Here is a 17207-nt window from a genome sequence, read left to right on the forward strand (position 1 = left end):
ATGAAAGGCAGAAGTATGAGCATGCTCGGAGTCGAAGGTAGACGCGTTCTGATCACTGCAGGGGCTGCTGGAATCGGTCGGGCCATCGCCCAACGATTCACAGAGGCTGGTGCAGAAGTATGGGTGACCGACATTGTGGAATCCGCAGTCGATTCTGCCCGAAGCGATGGGATGAAAGCTTCCGTGTCGAATGCGTCTGATGAAGGGCAGGTCGCAGATTTTGCTGCTGAAATTGAGAAAGAGTGGGGGACTCTCGACGTCCTCGTCAATAACGCTGGGATTGCAGGGCCCACAGGTGCCATCGAAAATCTAGAGTCGAAAGCGTGGCTGGCGACCTTTGATGTGAACATCCACAGCCAGTTCTATTGCGTCAAATATTTTCTGCCTTTACTGCGAACCAGCTCATCTGCCGCGATCGTCAATTTGTCCTCGGCTGCAGGGCGGCTGGGCATGGCTGGCCGCAGTCCCTATTCAGCAACAAAGTGGGCAGTAGTCGGGTTGACGAAGACCCTCGCAATCGAACTCGGTGGTGAGAACATCCGCTGCAACGCAATATGTCCTGGTGCAGTTGGTGGACCTCGGATCGAGGGGGTTATCGAGTCCAAAGCCGAAATGCTGGGGAAGGCCGTCGAAGAAGTTACTGGTCTATACACGGGCCAGTCCTCGCTGAACAAACTCGCAGACGCCAACGACATTGGAAACATGGCTGTATTCCTGGCTTCCGACATGGCCTCTCATGTCAACGGCCAGGCCATGGCAGTCGACGGTAATACAGAAAAGCTCTACTGAGAATTAGGGGACACACTTATGGCACAGACACGAAAAGTCATCATCACCTCGGCGGTTACAGGAGCCATCCACACGCCAACGATGTCGCCTCATCTGCCGATCACTCAGGACGAAATCGCCGACGCGGCGATCGGTGCTGCAGAGGCGGGCGCAGCGATCCTTCACCTGCATACCCGGGACCCTGAAGATGGTCGACCTTCCCAGAACCCGGAGCATTTCGAGCCCGTCCTGCAGAAAGTTGCGAGCAACACGGATGCGGTCGTCAATATCACCACTGGCGGGTCGCCGCATATGAGCGTCGAAGAGCGAATGCAGCCGGTCACAACTTTCAAGCCGGAACTCGCAAGCCTCAATATGGGCTCGATGAACTTCGGGCTCTTCCCAATGCTCGATAAATACTCAACGTTCAAGAACGACTGGGAACGCGAGCACCTTGAAAACTCCCGGGACCTCGTTTTCAAGAACACATTCGCTGATATCGAACGGATCCTCGAGATTGGGAATTCAAATGGCACCCGCTTCGAATTCGAGTGCTATGACATCTCGCATCTATACAATCTGGCCCACTTCCAAGCGCGAGGTCTGGCCAAAGGCCCTCTCTTCGTGCAGTCGGTGTTTGGTCTGCTCGGCGGGATCGGCGGACATCCGGAGGACCTTATGCATATGCACCGCACAGCAGAGCGACTCCTCGAAGACTTTCAATGGTCGATCCTCGGTGCTGGTAAGAACCAGCAGCCCTTAGCAACTATGGGGGCAACTATGGGTTCACACATTCGTGTCGGGCTGGAAGATTCCCTCTGGATCGGCCCGGGAAAGCTTGCGGAATCGAATGCGGCTCAAGTGACAAAGATGCGCACGATCGTCGAAGAGCTGGGGATGGAGGTTGCGACTCCAGACGAGGCTCGGGCGATGCTCGGGCTTAAAGGTGCAGATCACGTGTCGTTCTAAGGGGCGCCAGAATTCGGTGTGCGGCTGATAGTCGTCAATTCTGGCTCTCAACCGCACGCCGATCTGACGCGTGGGCCTTGTGCTTGAGTCCGCCGAGCGCCCGCAATTCCGCAGTGCGGAAGAGATTGTGCGATGGTCCACAAAACTGATGTCCAATACTTGAACGATTCCAACCTAGGATGTGAGACGCCGCTAGCGTGGGCCCACAGGCTCACATAGCGCGTCCGTCCAACGACGGCCGGATGCGGAAGCCTGGTGAACAAGGAAGGAACCGTATGGAATTGCTGCGTTTGGGCCCCATCGGGCACGAGATCCCGGTCGTGCGTGACAACGACGTCCACTACGATCTGCGCCCCCTGACCACCGACATCACTCCAGAGTTCTTTGCCGACGACGGCATCGGACGAGTCCGCACCGCACTGGACGAAGGCAGCCTCGAACCCCTCGAGGGAGCGGCGGATCTGCGCATCGGAGCGCCTGTCGCTCGTCCCTCGGCAGTAGTGTGCGTGGGCATGAATTACGCGGCGCATGCTCGAGAGGCAGGGGCAGAGCCGCCCGCGGCGCCCGTCGTCTTCTTCAAGATGCCATCGACGATCGCCGGTCCCTACGATGCGCTCGAGTTGCCGCCCTACGCCACGAAGGCCGACTGGGAAGTCGAGCTGGGACTGGTCATCGGCAGCCGAGCCTTCAGAGTCGCCTCGGCGGAGGACGCGTATTCGCACGTGGCCGGCTATATGCTGGCCAACGACCTGTCCGAACGCAGGTTCCAGATCGAGGAATCCGGCGGTCAGTGGTCGAAGGGGAAGAACCTCCCCGGCTTCACCCCTCTGGGCCCGTGGATCAGGCCCGCCGCCGAGGTGGATCCCGGATCCCTGCGACTGCGCAGTTGGGTCAATGGTGAAGTCCGCCAGGATTCGTCGACGCGTGACCTGATCTTCGACGTCGGGCAGATCATCTATCAACTCAGCCAGACGATGCCCTTCGAGCCCGGGGATGTGATCCTCACCGGAACGCCGCAGGGCGTGGCAATGTCGGGGAAGTTCCCGTTCCTGGCTGCCGATGATGTCGTCGAGATGGAGATCGAGGGCCTCGGTCGACACCGTCAGGCCGTGACCGTCACTCAGTGACGGAAGCGTAATACCGCCGAGGTGGTCGCGGGCTCCAGGGTCGAGTCACGGAGTCAGAGCCGAGTCACAGAAGTGGGGCGGTACTCCCGATCGGGAGTACCGCCCCACTTCGATTACTGCCTAGAGCTGTGGGAATCAGCGCTGCTGGTCGAAGCCGCCCTGTTCCTGACCGCCCTGCTGGCCGCCGAAGTCGCCGCCGCCCTGCTGGCCGCCCTGATCTCCGCCTCCGAAGCCGCCGCCCTGCTGGTCGCCGCCACCCTGGCCGCCTTCGCTGCGCTCGTTGTCGCCGCCGCCGAAGCCGCCCTGTTCCTGGCCGCCCTGGGACTGCTGTCCGCCCTGGCTGCCTTCGTTGTCGCCACCGAAGCCACCCTGCTCGGACTGCTGGCCGCCACGCTCGTTGTCGCCGCCGCCGAATCCGCCGGACTCCTGGCCACCCTGCTGGCCACCTTCGCTGCGCTCGTTGTCGCCGCCGAAGCCGCCCTGCTGCTGGTCGTTGTCGCCGCCGAAGCCGCCCTGGTCGCCGCCCTGCTGCTGGTTACCCTGCTGCTGGCCACCCTGCTGTTCCTGGCCGCCACCGAAGCCGCCGCCCTGCTGCTCCTGGTCGCCGCCGCCGAAGTTCTCGTTGTCCTGTCCAAAGTTTTCCGACATGTTTAGCTCCTTGGTTGATGACATACGGCCGCGTCCTGCGGCTTGGTTGCCAGTCTTAAACATCAACAGTCCTGACACAAGAGGGAACAAGGAAAATTGCGTGAAATTGGCTCAAGTCTCAGAGGCTGTTCATTTCCTGCCGATCTTCACAGCAAGCTCTGAGAAAACAGTCGCGGTGAATGACGTTTCAACAAGATAGGGTCATCGCTTCCGCCTCCCGCCACCGACCCGACGGCGTCCAGACCTTCCGAAATGTCGCCGTTGATTGTGCTGACCTGGCACTATTGCAGAGAGACAGAAACCCGCATCGACTAGTGCAGCAATAAGTGGTGCGGGAGAAACCGGCACCGGCCAGCAGGCAGGTCCGGGAACAGCCAGGTCCGAGCCCAGATCGCTTGGAGACCAGACTGGCCCGAGCCCGATCGACGAACAGGAGCATCGACATGACAGCACGTCGTCTTCCACTGAGCGGTGTGCGAGTCCTCGAACTCGGCAACTACATCGCGGCGCCCACCACAGGGCGCATGCTTGCCGACTTCGGTGCGGAGGTCATCAAGATCGAGCGCCCCGAGAGCGGCGACGAACTCCGCAACTGGCGCCTCAAGCAGGGCACCACCTCGATGCTCTATCGCACCATCAACCGCAATAAGAAGTCCGTTGTCCTCGACCTCCGCTCGGAGGAAGGCAGAGCCTCGGCCCTTGAGCTCGTGCGCCGCAGTGATATCGTGCTGGAGAACTTCCGCCCCGGAACCATTGAGAAATGGGGTCTTGGGCCTGAGGTCCTCGAAGAGGCCAACCCCGACATCATCCTGGTTCGCATCTCCGCCTTCGGCCAGACCGGTCCCATGTCCGAACGTCCCGGTTTCGCCGCCGTCGCCGAAGGCTACTCCGGCTTCCGCGAGCTCGTCGGTGACCCCGACCGGCCCCCGGTGCGCGTGGGCATCTCGATCGGTGACTCCATCGCCGGCATGCAGGCCGCCTTCGGCGCCGTGATGATGCTCTTCGATCGTCAGCGCCAGAAGATCACCGGGGCCGCCGAGGCTGTCGTCGGCTCCGATCACAGCTTCGAAGGCCGGGGTTCCCTGGCTGATCGCACGGTCGACGTCGCGCTGAATGAGGCCATGTTCTCCGTCATGGAGTCCCTTGTCCCTGACTACTCCGCCTTCGGCGAGACTCGCACGCGCACCGGCGGACGGATGGAGGGCATCGCCCCGTCGAACGGCTACCTCTGCGCCGGCGGAAAGTCCGTGGTCATCGCCGGCAACGGCGACGGAATCTACAAACGCCTGATGGATGCCGTTGACCGCCCGGACCTTGGTGAAGACCCCGACCTGCAGACCAATGCCGGACGGTGGGAGCGACGAGAGGAACTCGATGAGGCCATCGGAGCCTGGTGCGCGAAGCGCGATGTCGCCGAGGTGGTCGAGACTCTGGATGCCGCGGGCGTTCCCGCCGGGCCGATCTACACCGCCGAAGACCTCGTGGCCGATGAGCAGCTGGCAGCGCGCGGCATGATCCAGCACCTCGACGTCTCGACCGGCGAAGAGACGCTCAGTGATGTCGCTTTCCCGGGAATCACCCCGGTCATCGGCGGCTCATCGATCCCGATCGACCACCTCGGCCCGGATCTGGGCGAGCACACCGACGAAGTGCTCGAGCAGCTCGGCGGGAAACTGCCCGAGCGCGACTGAACAGTCACGACAGTCTGCTGAGCAATCACGACAGTCGTGGTCGACGCCTCAGACCGGGACCAAATACGTGCCTCCGAACTGCCGAGAACATAAGTCCCATTAAACGGGAGTGACCGTCTTCACTTCACGTCCGCTTCTCACATAGCGAACAATTTCCGTCCGCGCTCACCACAGGGGGCCGACGAAAGGCTATGTTGATGGCAGGCGGCAGCACGCAATGGTGCGTGAGGCCGATCTCTTCCCGCTGTCCGGGAATGAGGCAGGTCAAAGAAGGAGCTCTCACCATGGTTCGGCCCACATCGGTCACGATTCTCGACACAACGCTGCGCGACGGTCTCCAGATCGAGGACGCCATCGTTCCCACCGACGCCAAGGTCGCACTCGGCGAGCAGCTCATCGCCGCAGGACTCAAGGAGATCGAGGTCGGATCGTTCGTCAATCCGAAGAAGGTCCCACAGATGGCCGACACCGGAGAGGTCCTGCAGCGCCTCCAGGCCCACGAGGCCGAAGGCGTCGACTTCTTCACACTCGTCTTCAACCTCAAGGGCGCCCAGCGAGCCGTCGATGCCGGGGCGAAGAACATCAAACTCGTCCTCTCCGCCTCCGAAGGTCACTCGCAGGCGAACTCCGACGCCCCGATCGCCCAGGCCACACAGCGTCTCCTCGAAGCTGCTGACTTCGCCCGTGACAACGGCGTGCGCTTCGACATCGCCACCGCGGTCAGCTTCATCTGCCCCTTCGACGGCATCACCGATGCCGACCACCTCGTCGAGGTCCTGCGTCCCTTCGTCGATGCCGGAGCACACGGGGTCGGGGTCGCAGACACCATCGGAAACGCCAACCCATCGCTGGTGGCCAGGAATACCTCGGCGGTCATCGAAGCCTTCCCGGGCAAACCGGTCAACCTGCACCTGCACGACACCTACAACTTCGGGATGGCCAACGTCATCGCCGCACTCGACCTCGGGATCTCGAACTTCGACGCGGCCATGGGCGGCCTCGGCGGCTGCCCCTTCGCCCCGGGCGCGGCCGGAAACATCGGCACCGACGACCTCGTCCACCTCCTGCACCGCGAAGGCGTGAACACCGGCGTCGACGTCGAGGCACTCTCGGCAATCCGGGAGCCGTTGACCTCTGCCGTCGGCCACGAACTGACCTCCAGCCTCTCCGCGATCCCCGCCGTCCCGGCGGCCTACCATGCTTGAGCAGGGCGAATCCTCGACTGTGGGCGCGGAGGAGTTGCCGCTGGCGGGCATCCGCGTCATCGAGTTCTCCCACATGGTCATGGGACCCAGCTGCGGGATGATCCTTGCCGACCTCGGCGCCGAAGTGATCAAGGTCGAACCGCGCGGCGCCGGGGACAAGACCCGATACCTGCCCGGTTCGGGTTCGGGGCTCTTCCCCGCCTTCAACCGCAACAAGCAGTCCGTGCAACTCGATATCGCCGAGGCGGCCGACCGTGACGTCGCCCTGTCCCTCATCGATTCCGCCGATGTTCTCCTCGAGAACTTCCGAGTCGGGAAGATGGAATCCATGGGCTACGGCTACGAGGAACTCGCGCAGCGCAATCCGCGCCTCATCTACTGCTCCCTCAAGGGATTCCTGTCCGGACCCTATGGTCAACGCACTGCCCTCGACGAGGTCGTGCAGATGCTCGGCGGCCTGGCGTATATGACCGGCCCACCCGGACAGCCGCTTCGCGCCGGAGCCAGCGTCAACGACATCATGGGCGGCATGTTCGGCGTCATCGGCGTGCTCTCTGCACTGCGTGTGCGCGAACGTACCGGAGAAGGGCAGGTCATCAATTCCGCCCTGTTCGAGAACAACGCCTTCCTCGTCGGCACGCACATGGCGCAGGCTCAGATCAGCGGGGAACCGCTGCGGCCGATGCCCACCCGCCGGGCCACCTGGGCCGTCTACGACATCTTCCGCGACAAGCACGATGACCAGATCTTCGTCGCCGCCGTCAGCGACGGGCAATGGCATGACCTCTGCGACGAGTTCGACTTAAGCCAGCTCGCCGGCGATCCCGAGCTCGAGACGAACCAGGGACGAGTCGACCAGCGCGATCGCATCCACCGCGAACTGCAGGCGGCACTGTCCCGACTCGACCTCGCCGAGATCGAGGAGAAGTGCACCCGCCGCGGACTGCCGGTCGCCCCGGTCAACACCCCGGCCGACCTCACCACCGACGCCCACCTCGTCGCCTCCGGGGCCCTGGCCAGCACCGGCCTGCCCAGCGGCGACCAGGTCGACGTGCCGCTGCTGCCGCTGACCTTCGGCGGCCGTCGACTCGGACTGCGCAGCGATGTACCCACACCCGGCGAGCACAACAACCGCTACCGCGACGGACCAGCTGACACCTCGGCGACGGACGCCGGCCTCGAGTCGGATCCGAGAGACGAACCCGTCGACGCCGAAGTCGGCGAATCGAAGACACAGTCTCAGTAACACCCCGGTGCCCGGGCTCGCCCCAGGCCTCAGCAGCACTCCCGCTGTCACCAGCACAGTCATTCCACCACAGCAGATATCAGTTGCATTCGAAGGAGAAGCAATGCGGTCAACGGCGATCACAGGACAAGGACGGGCCACCTCGGCGAGGCAGAAGGGGAGAGCATTGAAACCGGCTTTCAAAGTCGGTGCGGTGCTTGCCTCGCTGGCGCTCGTGGCCACGGGATGCGGGAACAAGGCTCAGCCTCCGGGGGAGGGCAGCGACTACCCGAAGGGCCCGGTCACGGTCAACGTCCCGTCGGAACCCGGCTCCGGTTGGGACACCACCGCGCGTGCCCTCGTCGAAGCCCTGCAGAAGGAAGAGATCGTCTCCACCCCGTTGCCGGTCCAGAACAAGCCCGGCGGCACGGGCTGCACCTGGATGACATCGATGATGCAGCAGGAGAAGGGCAAGGACGACCAGATCGCGATCACCTCTCTGGCCAGCCAGACGATGAAGGCTCGCGGACTCTGCGAATTCGGTCCCGAGGACACCACCCTCATCGCTACGATGTACGTCGAGGACTTCATGGTCGTCACACCCGACAAGGGCGACATCAAATCGGTCGAAGACCTGGTCAAGGCGCTGAAGAAGGACCCGCAGAAGGTCACTGTGGCCGCCTCAGGCGATGACACGTTGCCCTTCGCACTCTTCGCCAAGGAAGCCGGAGTCGACCCGGCCGACATCAACTTCGTCAACTACGAAGGCGGCGGCGAGCAGACCACCGCCATGCTCAACGGAGATGCGAAGGTCGCCATCGCCGGGCTGAGCGAATTCCGCTCGGTACTGGAATCCGGTGACATCAAACCGCTCGTGACCTTCGCCAAGAAACCGCTGCAGGCCCCGTACGACTCGGTTCCCACCGCAGCGGATGCCGGCTATGACGTGACCCTGGGCAACTGGCGTGGAGTCTACGGACCGGCCGAAATGCCACAGGATGCCGTCGACTATTGGGCCAAGACCCTCGAAGAGGTCAGCGAGACGAAGACCTGGAAGGACACCCTGGAGAAGAACCAGTGGGCTCCGGAGTTCCTCACCGGCGACGAGGCCAAGAAGTACGCCGAAGACGCTGCAGCCACCGTTGAGGAGGGCGTCAAAGAGACCGATCTGGGCAACAGCAAATGAGAACGCTGACTCCGGCGCTGAGGGGTGATGTCATCACCGGCATCGCCGTCACTCTCGTCGGCGCGGTCTACTACATCGCGACGTTCTGGGTCCAGGAGACGAAGAACATCGTCACCCCGCGGACCTTCCCCGCGATCGTGGGCATTGCGCTCATCGTGCTCGGCCTCTTCCTCATCGGTCAAGCCGTGTACCGGAGCCGGAAACTCGCCGAGGTGGTCCCCGCTGGGGCCGCCTCGGCGAGTGGCGGTGCCGAGGCTGAGGTGGCCGCCAGCGGTGCGTCGGATGGCGTTGAGGGGGTCAGCGGTGCGACGGATGGCGTTGTGGAAGACGAGCCCGCGGGGGTCGTTCTCGAAGCTCCCGAGGAACCGAAGTCGAAGCAGGTCGTGCTGCAGTTCGCCCTCTTCTTCATCTACCTCGGAATCCTCATCCCGGTCGGCTTCCTGCTCTCCACAGCAGCCTTCCTGATGACGATGACCAGCATCTATGCCCCGAACAGGTGGATTCGCAACCTCATATTCTCGGTGCTCTTCTCCGTCATCATCTACGTCGCGTTCGTCTACGGGCTGGCCGTGTACCTGCCCGTCGGAATCCTGGGCTAGGGGCCGAGCATGGACACACTCATCGATCTGGGCGGCGGCTTCGCCTCGGCGCTCGAACCCTTAAGCCTCGCCTTCGCCCTCCTCGGCGTCCTACTGGGCACCGTCGTCGGCGTGCTGCCGGGCATCGGCCCGATCTCCGCGATCGCAATCCTCATCCCGGTGTCCTTCGGGATGGAACCGGTGCACGGACTCATCCTGCTCTGCGGCATCTACTACGGGTCGATGTACGGCGGCTCGATCACCGCCACACTCATCAAAACCCCTGGTGAGATTGCCAGTGCGGTGACCGCCATCGAAGGCTACGAAATGGCTCGCCGAGGTCGGGGCAAGGCCGCGCTCGCGACCGCCGCGATCGGGTCCTTCCTCGCCGGCACCCTGGCGATCATCGGGCTGACGTTCCTGTCACCTGTGCTGGTGCAATTGGCGAATGTCTTCGGCTCCACCGAATACTTCCTGCTCATGGCCACAGCACTCCTGTTGGCCTCGACGATGTCGTCGGGCTCGCGGGCGAAAGCCCTCATCTCGATCTTCATCGGACTGGCTGTCGGCCTCGTCGGTCTCGACTTCCAGACGGGCCTGCCGCGCCAGACCTTCGGCATGAGTCTGCTCTCCGACGGCATCGACTTCACGATCTTCGCCATGGCGCTCTTCGCGATCCCAGAGGCGATCCGCAACCTCGCACTGGGACGCGGCGCCAAAGATGTGATCCAGAGCTTCGGGGACGACAAATGGATGTCGAAGCAGGACTGGCAGCGTTCGGCCATGCCCTGGGCCCGCGGCTCGGTGCTCGGCTTCATCATCGGCATCCTGCCCGGAGTCGGCCCGTCCCTGGCCTCGTTCATGTCCTACATCATGGAGAAACGGATTTCGAAGCGGAAGTCCGAATTCGGCCATGGCGCCATCGAAGGCGTCGCCGGACCCGAGGCCGCGAACAACGCCGGAGTCGGCGGTGCCATGATTCCGCTCTTCAGTCTGGGCATTCCGGGATCGGCGACCACGGCCCTGCTGCTCTTCGTCTTCACCATGTACGGGCTGCAGCCGGGACCACTGATCTTCCGCGACGAGTCGGGTCTGATCTGGACGATCATTGCCAGCATGTACATCGGCAACGTAGCCCTGATCATCCTCAACCTGCCGCTCGTCGGTGTCTTCGTCAAGCTGTTGAAGATGCCCAAGGAGATCCTATTCTCAGCGATTCTCGTGCTCGTGGCCATCGGCGCCTATGCGATCGAGTTCAGCCTCTTCGGACTCATGCTCCTCGGCATCTTCGGAGTCATCGGCTATCTCATGGACAAGGGCGGAATCCCGCTGGCACCGTCCATCCTGGCACTCGTTCTGGTGCCGCTGCTGGAAGACAACTTCCGGCGCATGCTCCAGATCTCGGGCGGATCGTTCATGCCGCTGCTGACTCGGCCCGTGTCGCTGTCGATCATCGTGCTCATGGTCCTGGGTATCGTCGGACCGATCATCTTCCGCTGGTGGGTGCGTCGCCGCCAGCTGCTCGCCGATGTGAGTGTGGGATGAAGGAGAACCATATGACCGAAACGACTGACACCTCAGGCACTTCCGGTGCGTCTGCCGCGTCTGGTGGCACCACCTCGTCTGGCACCGCCTCGGCGAAGGAGATCGGCGTCATCGACCGCAGCGCCGCGATCCTCACCGCGCTGCAGGACACTCCGTTGACCGCTGCCGAGGTGTGCCGTCGGCTGGGGTATTCCAAGTCCACGACCTACCGCTTGCTGGCAGATCTGCGCACGCACCGTTTCATCGTCCGCGACAATAACGGGCTGCTGCGCCTAGGGCCGTTCCCCGGCAGACGCAGCATCGCAACGACGAATTCCGTGCTCGAGCATCTGCGCACCCTGACGAGTGAATCGGTGCAGCTGTGGGTTCGTGTCGGCGAGGACCGGGTGTGCGTGCGCAATGTTGAAGCCGACCACGAACTCCGCGTCTCCCGCAGCGTCGGCACCGTCCTCCCGCTCGTCGACGGCGGATCTGGCGCGCTGGCACTGTGCGGGCCAGGCAACCCGCAGGAGTTCTACGCCACGAAACAGGCTCGGGTGAAGGGAACCGCCTCGGCGAGTGTGGCCTTCACCGTAGGGGGTGCCATCCTCGCGCTCTGCGTGTCCTACCCGCTGACCCGGGAGCCAGACAACGTCGCGGGAGCTTACCGAACCGTGCTGGGCCAGGCCGCGGTCGAGCTCAAGGCGCTGCTCGATGACAGCGAAGAGTTCGCAGTGCTCCGGGATATCGCGCGGTTGGCGCTAGGGGCACGTCGGTCTGAATGAGGGGTGGTCCGGGCATGAGGTGCTGCTCGGCCCTTCGCCCATGTTCATGGACGCCTATGGCGAGTCCGGCGTCTGAGACTGCGCGGCGTGATCAGGCCGGGGGCTGGCCGAGGTAGAAGCCGGTGGTGCGCTCGGCCGCCGCAGCGGCATCGGCCTCAGGTGTTCCCTCTTTTGCCGATGCTTCGCCCCAGCGCCTGCTGGATTCGCGGACGAGCGTCTCTCCCGCTTCCGACTGGATGAAGGCCTCTTCGTCTTCGGGTCTGCCCGTTCCTGCCATCAGGTGCAGGGCGAGACCGAGGAACGCTAGGTCCCAACCCACCCCCGTGGCGCCGGGGCCGAACTGGGTCCAGAAATCTGAACCGGCCTCGGCCGAATGGGAGTGCTCCAGCGTCATGCGGGCACGGTCGCCATCCTCTTCGACTCTCACGGTGACCTGACTCGAGTCTCCTCCGAACTCCCAGGTGATGCTGTAGGACTGCGGCGGCTCGCAGGCGGTCACCGTGCCGGAGGCGTTGCCCTCGATGTCGTAGCGGCCGCCGAGCTCGAGGTTCCCGCTGACGGGTGCGAACCAGCGTTCCAGCCGCTCGGAATTCGTGCACGCGTCCCAGAGGTCATCGACCGTGGTCGGGTATGACTGGCTGATCGACTGGACCGTGTGCTGGGTGCCGTTGTCGAGTTCGATGGACAGGCCCCGATCGACGTTCTCGGCCTGTGCTGCGATGATCTCATTCTGGTCGGTCATGATCTCTCCTCTGGGGTGGCGGGTGGAGTTGTCGAATCGGTGGATCGACCCGGTGGATCGGTCAGTCGTCTCTGCCTCTTGCCGCGCGCGATCTCGGTCGACAATGCGTCGAGCTTCGGCGCCCAGAATCGTTTGAAAGGATCCATCCATTGGTCGACGGCCTTGAGCGGCGTCGGATCTAAGGAATACAAGCGTCTCGTGCCTTCGGCTCGCTGGGTGGCGAACCCGGCTTCGCGGAGCAGCTTGAGATGCTGCGACACGGCCGGCTGGCTGATGCCGAACTCCTCTCCGACCGCGCTGACGACATCGCCTGCGCTCAGTTCGCCTTCCCTGAGGAGTTCGATGATTCTCCTCCGGACGGGATCGCCGAGGATGTCGAAAGCGTGCATATCTGAATTATAAGCATGCGTCAATATAAGTCAATGGTGATTTATGGAACCAAGGGTCTGTGGAGAGGGCCCGCTGTGGAGTCGCGGTGGATGACGTGGGTCTCGACTGATTGCTGGAGTGCATCGGATTCTTCGGCCGAAGCGGCCGCAGTGTGAATTCCTTCTGCGTGAAGGATTCGGCCATCGCCTCGTGAGTCGGATGGTTCGAGGGCGCGAGTGAGCAGGCGCATGCAGGCGCGGCCGAACTCGCGGGGCCGCAGATCAACAGCAGTCACCGGCGGATCCATATAGCCGAGAACGGGCGAGTCGACGGCGGCTGCGACGAGGAGGTCAGAACCCAACGTGCGCCCGTGGTTGGCGGCAGAGGTGACGACAGTGAGAACAGATCCGTCGGTCAGGGCCAGGATCGCATCGACTTCCCCGGAATCGAGCAGCCTTTTCGTTGCGCGCCGGGTCGTTTCTGCCATGCCCTCGAGGGAAGCGGACTCGATACGTGCGTCGACGCCGTGGTCACCGCACCACTGCCGGTAGGCATCCTCGATTGCCATTGACCAGGACATGCGCTCCTCAGGGGAGATGATGGCAGGAGAGTGGGCGCCTGCTGCGGCGAAGGCGTCGAGGATCTCCTCTGTCGATCCGGCATGATCCGAGGTCACGGTGCCGGCCACTTGGGCAGACTCCTGTGGCATCTCTTCTCCGCTGATGACGGGCAGCCCGAGTTCGAGCAGGCGCGGGATGACGGGATCGTCGAGGGTCGGATCGAGGATGATGATCCCGTCGGCACGCAGCCGGGCGACCGACTCAGCAGAATGCGGGACGAATGTGACCGTGTGGTCGGAGAGCTCGGCCTCATCGATGATGCCGAAGGTCGCCTCCATGTAGTAACTGAGGACGCTGACGTCCTTCGGCAGATACACGGCGACAATGCCCGTCCGAGCCGAGCGGAGATTCTGCGCCGTCCGATTCGGGAAGTACCCGAGCTCGGCGGCAATCGCGAGCACCCTCGAACGGGTCGATTCGGAAACGCCGGGACGCCCGGAGAGCGCAAACGACGCCGCTGACCGGGACACCTGCGCTCGGTCAGCAACCTGCTGCAGGGTCACGGGCCGCGAAGTCGTCATGAGCCGACCGTAGCAGAGTCTTCTACTGCTGTTGCGCATGTCACTAAACCGATTTAGTATTGAGATCCGAAGCGCCGCAATTCGCAGTCCCGCACCACCCGCAGTCCCGCACCCAGCACCACCCATGAAGCAGAACGACTCAAAGGAGAGCATCGTGTCTCAGGAATCGCCCCCGCAGCTGAGAAGAGCTCTCGGCCTCGTCGGACTCACCCTCTTCGGGCTGTCCTATATGGCCGTAGCCACCGTGTTCACCACCTACGGGATCGTCAACCAGGTCACCGACGGGCGCCTGCCGCTGGCCTATGTCGTCGCCCTCATCACCATGATCTTCACCGCCCTGAGCTACGCCGCAATGGTGCACCGATTCCCAGTGGCGGGCTCGGCCTACACCTTCGTCCAGCAGTCATTCGGCGGCACGGCCGGATTCCTCACCGGCTGGCTGCTTCTGCTCGACTACCTCTTCATCCCGATGATCAACTTCATGATCCTCGGCCTCTACGTCGGCACTCAGTTCCCGAGCATCCCGACTCAGGTGTTCTCCCTGGCCGCCGTGATCATCGTCTACGTGTTCAACGTGCTCGGCATCAAACTCGCCAACCGCTTCAACATCGCCACCATCGCGATCTCCGTGGCCACGGTCATCGTCTTCGCGATCCTCGCACTCAAGATGGCGATCAGCGATCCCAACGCTCCCGGTCTCCTCGAGCCCTTCACCATCGGAGCCGAGGGCTTCAGCCCGATCCTCACCGGCGCCGGCATCCTCGCGCTGTCGTTCCTCGGGTTCGACGCCGTATCGACGCTGTCCGAAGAAGCCAAGCATCCCAAGCGGGACATTCCGCGCGCCATCCTCCTCACCACGCTGCTCGGCGGAGGAATCTTCATCATCGTCTCCTGGGTGGGTGCGCTCGCCTATCATCCCGACGATTGGACCAGCGTCCCGCAGCAACTCCTCGACGCGGCCGGCGTCGTCCTCGCCGACCACGTGGGCGGTCAGGTGCTGGCGGTCGTGATGGTCATCTCCTCGATCGCTGGATGCCTGGGATCTGGACTGGCCGGCCAGGTCTCGGTCTCGCGAATCCTGTACTCCATGGGCCGCGACGGCACCCTGCCGCGAGTGCTCGGCAAACTGTCCGCGCGGTTCAAGACACCAGCAGTCGCAACCACCGCAGTCTCCATCGTTGCTCTGTCCTGCCTGTTCCTATCCCTCGACCAGGCGGCCTTCATGATCAGTTTCGGCGCACTCGCCGCCTTCAGCATGGTCAACTTGTCCGTCGTCCGCGCCTATATCTTCCCAGCATCCGGCGAGGCACACCGGAGCCCCTGGGGCATCATCCGCTACGGAGTCATGCCGCTCATCGGCTTCGGACTCAGCATCTGGCTGTGGACCTCGCTGGAGCCCTTCACCTGGGTGATCGGTGCCGTCTGGGCCGTGATCGGTGTCGCCATCCTGCTCGCCAGGACCCGCTTCTTCCGCCGACCCGTCCCGACCTTGAACTTCACCGAAGACGACCCGAGCGACACCGAACCAGCAGTGACGAAACAGGAGCAGAAGTGAGCGCAGGAACCATTCCGGAGATCATCGTCCGCGCGAACAACGTGCACACGATGAACTCGAATGCAGGCAACGACAGCGAGAACGACACACCCGAGGGTGTCTCAGCGATTGCCGTGTCAGGCGGACTGATCACGGCGATGGGCGCACGATCCGAGATCGAGGCTCTGGCCACCTCGGCGACTGAGGTCATCGATGTTCCGGGTACGATCGTGCCCGCCTTCACCGATGCGCATGCTCACCCGATCATGAGCCTGTCGATGACCAGGGGCGTCGACCTCTCCGCCTGCCGGAACCAGGACCAGGTCGCCGAGGCTCTCCGCGAGGAAGCTGCCGACCGGGGCCCGGATGAGTGGGTGCTGGGCTGGGGGCTCGACCCCAATGTCTTCGCTGATGAGGCCATCACTAATGCCGTCATCCATCGTGCTCTCGGCACAGAGACGAAAGCTTTCCTGTCCCTTTTCGACGCCCACTCGGCAATCGCCTCCGAGCCCGCACTGGCAGAAGCGGGCATCTTCGAGGCGCGCACCTATCCCGGGAACTCCTCGGTCGTCGTCGATGAGTCGGGACGGCCCACCGGACACCTGCTGGAATTCGCGGCAATGGAGGAGATCCGCTCGATCATCCCCGCACTGAGCTTCAAGGAGCAGGTCGATGCCCTGATCGACCTGCTCAACGCGATGGCGGCTCAGGGCATCGCCGCCATGCACGTCATGGACATGAACGACCCCGAAACCGTCGACCTGCTCACCGCCGCCGAGGCGCGAGGACCGCTGCCGGTGAAACTCAGGTTCTCGCCCTGGTGCGCTCCGACGACGACCGACGCTGAAGTCGCCGAGCTCGTCGAGTCCCAGAGCCAAGGCGGCGACCGATGGCACATCGGGGGAGTGAAGCTCTTCATCGACGGCACGGTCGAAGGCGGAACCGCCTGGCTCGAAACGCCGGACTCGAAAGGTGAGTCGACCACCTCGGCATGGGCCGCCATCGGTGACTACGCGACTCGTGTGCGCGAACTCAACGCAGCGGGAGTGCCTACCGCGACCCACGCGATCGGGGAACGAGGCATCCGTGAGGTCGTCGAGACCCTGGCCGCGCTGCCCGACACCGGAGTGCAGCACCGGGTTGAGCACATCGAATCCGTGGCCAAGGACGTCATCGACCAGCTGGGTGCGGCGGGAATCGCGGCGAGCATGCAGCCGACCCACTGCACCCATTACACGGCGGCAGACGGCAGCGACGATTGGTCGCAGCGCCTGGGCGAGGTGCGCGCCGCGCGTGCGTGGTGCACCCGCGACGTCATCGACGCCGGGGGAGTGCTGGCGCTGGGCTCCGACTACCCGGTCGCCCCGTTCTCAGCACTGCCGATCATGGCTGATGCCCAGCTGCGCCGCCCGGTCGAGGATGCCGACGTTGCGCCTGTGCTGCCGGAGCAGGGACTGAGCCCCGCCGAGGCGCTGGCCGGGTACACGACCGAGCCCTACGCTGCGATCGGAGAAGTGGGAGGCTTCCTTGCCGTGGGGCGAGCGGCGACCTTCACCGTCCTCGACGTCGATCCGCTCGCGGCCGCACCGGAGGATCTGGGGCAGGGGCAGGTGCTGCTGACGGTCTCCGATGGGATCATCACTCACCGCAGGAGGTGATTGGGACGAGTTCGCGCTGGTCAACGAGGTGAGCTTCCGTAAAGTGGTGGTGGAGGA

At 63.5% G+C, this 17207-nt stretch carries 16 protein-coding genes; 13 read left to right on the forward strand and 3 right to left on the reverse strand.

What is annotated here, in order from left to right:
• The first annotated feature begins 21 nt into the window (after positions 1 to 21).
• The 11 genes from LQ788_RS01150 to LQ788_RS01200 all read left to right on the forward strand — a co-directional run bounded on the left by LQ788_RS01150 (position 22) and on the right by LQ788_RS01200 (position 11706).
• On the forward strand, positions 22 to 789 hold the full coding sequence (locus LQ788_RS01150; protein ID WP_231447518.1) for an SDR family oxidoreductase: 768 nt from the start codon (positions 22 to 24) through the stop codon (positions 787 to 789).
• Between the two features lie 18 nt (positions 790 to 807).
• Positions 808 to 1737, forward strand: coding sequence for a BKACE family enzyme (locus tag LQ788_RS01155; protein WP_231444472.1), 930 nt, complete (start codon positions 808 to 810; stop codon positions 1735 to 1737).
• A gap of 275 nt (positions 1738 to 2012) precedes the next feature.
• Positions 2013 to 2864 (forward strand): fumarylacetoacetate hydrolase family protein, encoded by an 852-nt coding sequence (locus tag LQ788_RS01160; RefSeq protein ID WP_231444474.1) that lies wholly within the window; start codon positions 2013 to 2015, stop codon positions 2862 to 2864.
• Between the two features lie 72 nt (positions 2865 to 2936).
• Positions 2937 to 3518: a hypothetical protein gene (locus tag LQ788_RS01165; RefSeq protein WP_231447538.1), complete on the forward strand. Its 582-nt coding sequence runs from the start codon at positions 2937 to 2939 to the stop codon at positions 3516 to 3518.
• A gap of 437 nt (positions 3519 to 3955) precedes the next feature.
• Positions 3956 to 5203: a CaiB/BaiF CoA transferase family protein gene (locus tag LQ788_RS01170; RefSeq protein ID WP_231444476.1), complete on the forward strand. Its 1248-nt coding sequence runs from the start codon at positions 3956 to 3958 to the stop codon at positions 5201 to 5203.
• 284 nt (positions 5204 to 5487) lie between these two features.
• A complete protein-coding gene (locus LQ788_RS01175) occupies positions 5488 to 6408 on the forward strand; it encodes a hydroxymethylglutaryl-CoA lyase (protein WP_231444478.1) in 921 nt (306 codons plus the stop codon).
• On the forward strand, positions 6401 to 7654 hold the full coding sequence (locus LQ788_RS01180) for a CaiB/BaiF CoA transferase family protein (protein WP_231444480.1): 1254 nt from the start codon (positions 6401 to 6403) through the stop codon (positions 7652 to 7654). Before LQ788_RS01175 ends, LQ788_RS01180 begins: the two co-directional genes overlap by 8 nt.
• A gap of 103 nt (positions 7655 to 7757) precedes the next feature.
• The gene (locus tag LQ788_RS01185) at positions 7758 to 8819 is read left to right on the forward strand and encodes a Bug family tripartite tricarboxylate transporter substrate binding protein (RefSeq protein WP_231444481.1); all 1062 of its coding nucleotides are present in this window, start codon (positions 7758 to 7760) and stop codon (positions 8817 to 8819) included.
• Positions 8816 to 9418, forward strand: a complete 603-nt coding sequence (locus tag LQ788_RS01190; RefSeq protein WP_231444483.1) for a tripartite tricarboxylate transporter TctB family protein — start codon at positions 8816 to 8818, stop codon at positions 9416 to 9418. Before LQ788_RS01185 ends, LQ788_RS01190 begins: the two co-directional genes overlap by 4 nt.
• Before the next feature lie 9 nt (positions 9419 to 9427).
• A complete protein-coding gene (locus LQ788_RS01195; RefSeq protein WP_231444485.1) occupies positions 9428 to 10942 on the forward strand; it encodes a tripartite tricarboxylate transporter permease in 1515 nt (504 codons plus the stop codon).
• Positions 10943 to 10953: 11 nt separating this feature from the next.
• Complete coding sequence (locus LQ788_RS01200) at positions 10954 to 11706, forward strand: helix-turn-helix domain-containing protein (protein ID WP_231444487.1); 753 nt, start codon at positions 10954 to 10956, stop codon at positions 11704 to 11706.
• Positions 11707 to 11797: 91 nt separating this feature from the next.
• Here the strand turns inward: LQ788_RS01200 and LQ788_RS01205 are convergent, their stop codons facing one another.
• From LQ788_RS01205 to LQ788_RS01215, 3 genes are read right to left on the reverse strand one after another with little or no spacing between them, the layout of a single operon-like run.
• Positions 11798 to 12448, reverse strand: coding sequence for an SRPBCC family protein (locus LQ788_RS01205; RefSeq protein ID WP_231444488.1), 651 nt, complete (start codon positions 12446 to 12448; stop codon positions 11798 to 11800).
• The gene (locus LQ788_RS01210; RefSeq protein WP_231444490.1) at positions 12445 to 12837 is read right to left on the reverse strand and encodes an ArsR/SmtB family transcription factor; all 393 of its coding nucleotides are present in this window, start codon (positions 12835 to 12837) and stop codon (positions 12445 to 12447) included. The genes LQ788_RS01205 and LQ788_RS01210 overlap by 4 nt, the downstream gene beginning before the upstream one ends.
• A 41-nt stretch (positions 12838 to 12878) precedes the next feature.
• A complete protein-coding gene (locus tag LQ788_RS01215; protein WP_231444492.1) occupies positions 12879 to 13958 on the reverse strand; it encodes a LacI family DNA-binding transcriptional regulator in 1080 nt (359 codons plus the stop codon).
• Positions 13959 to 14112: 154 nt separating this feature from the next.
• Here LQ788_RS01215 and LQ788_RS01220 point away from each other — a divergent pair, with 154 nt between their 5' ends.
• Both LQ788_RS01220 and LQ788_RS01225 read left to right on the forward strand, forming a co-directional pair.
• Complete coding sequence (locus LQ788_RS01220) at positions 14113 to 15513, forward strand: APC family permease (RefSeq protein ID WP_231444494.1); 1401 nt, start codon at positions 14113 to 14115, stop codon at positions 15511 to 15513.
• A complete protein-coding gene (locus LQ788_RS01225) occupies positions 15510 to 17150 on the forward strand; it encodes an amidohydrolase (protein WP_231444496.1) in 1641 nt (546 codons plus the stop codon). The genes LQ788_RS01220 and LQ788_RS01225 overlap by 4 nt, the downstream gene beginning before the upstream one ends.
• The last annotated feature ends 57 nt before the right edge of the window (positions 17151 to 17207 follow it).

The sequence above is a fragment of the Brevibacterium zhoupengii genome (assembly GCF_021117425.1).
GTDB classification, from domain to species: domain Bacteria; phylum Actinomycetota; class Actinomycetes; order Actinomycetales; family Brevibacteriaceae; genus Brevibacterium; species Brevibacterium zhoupengii.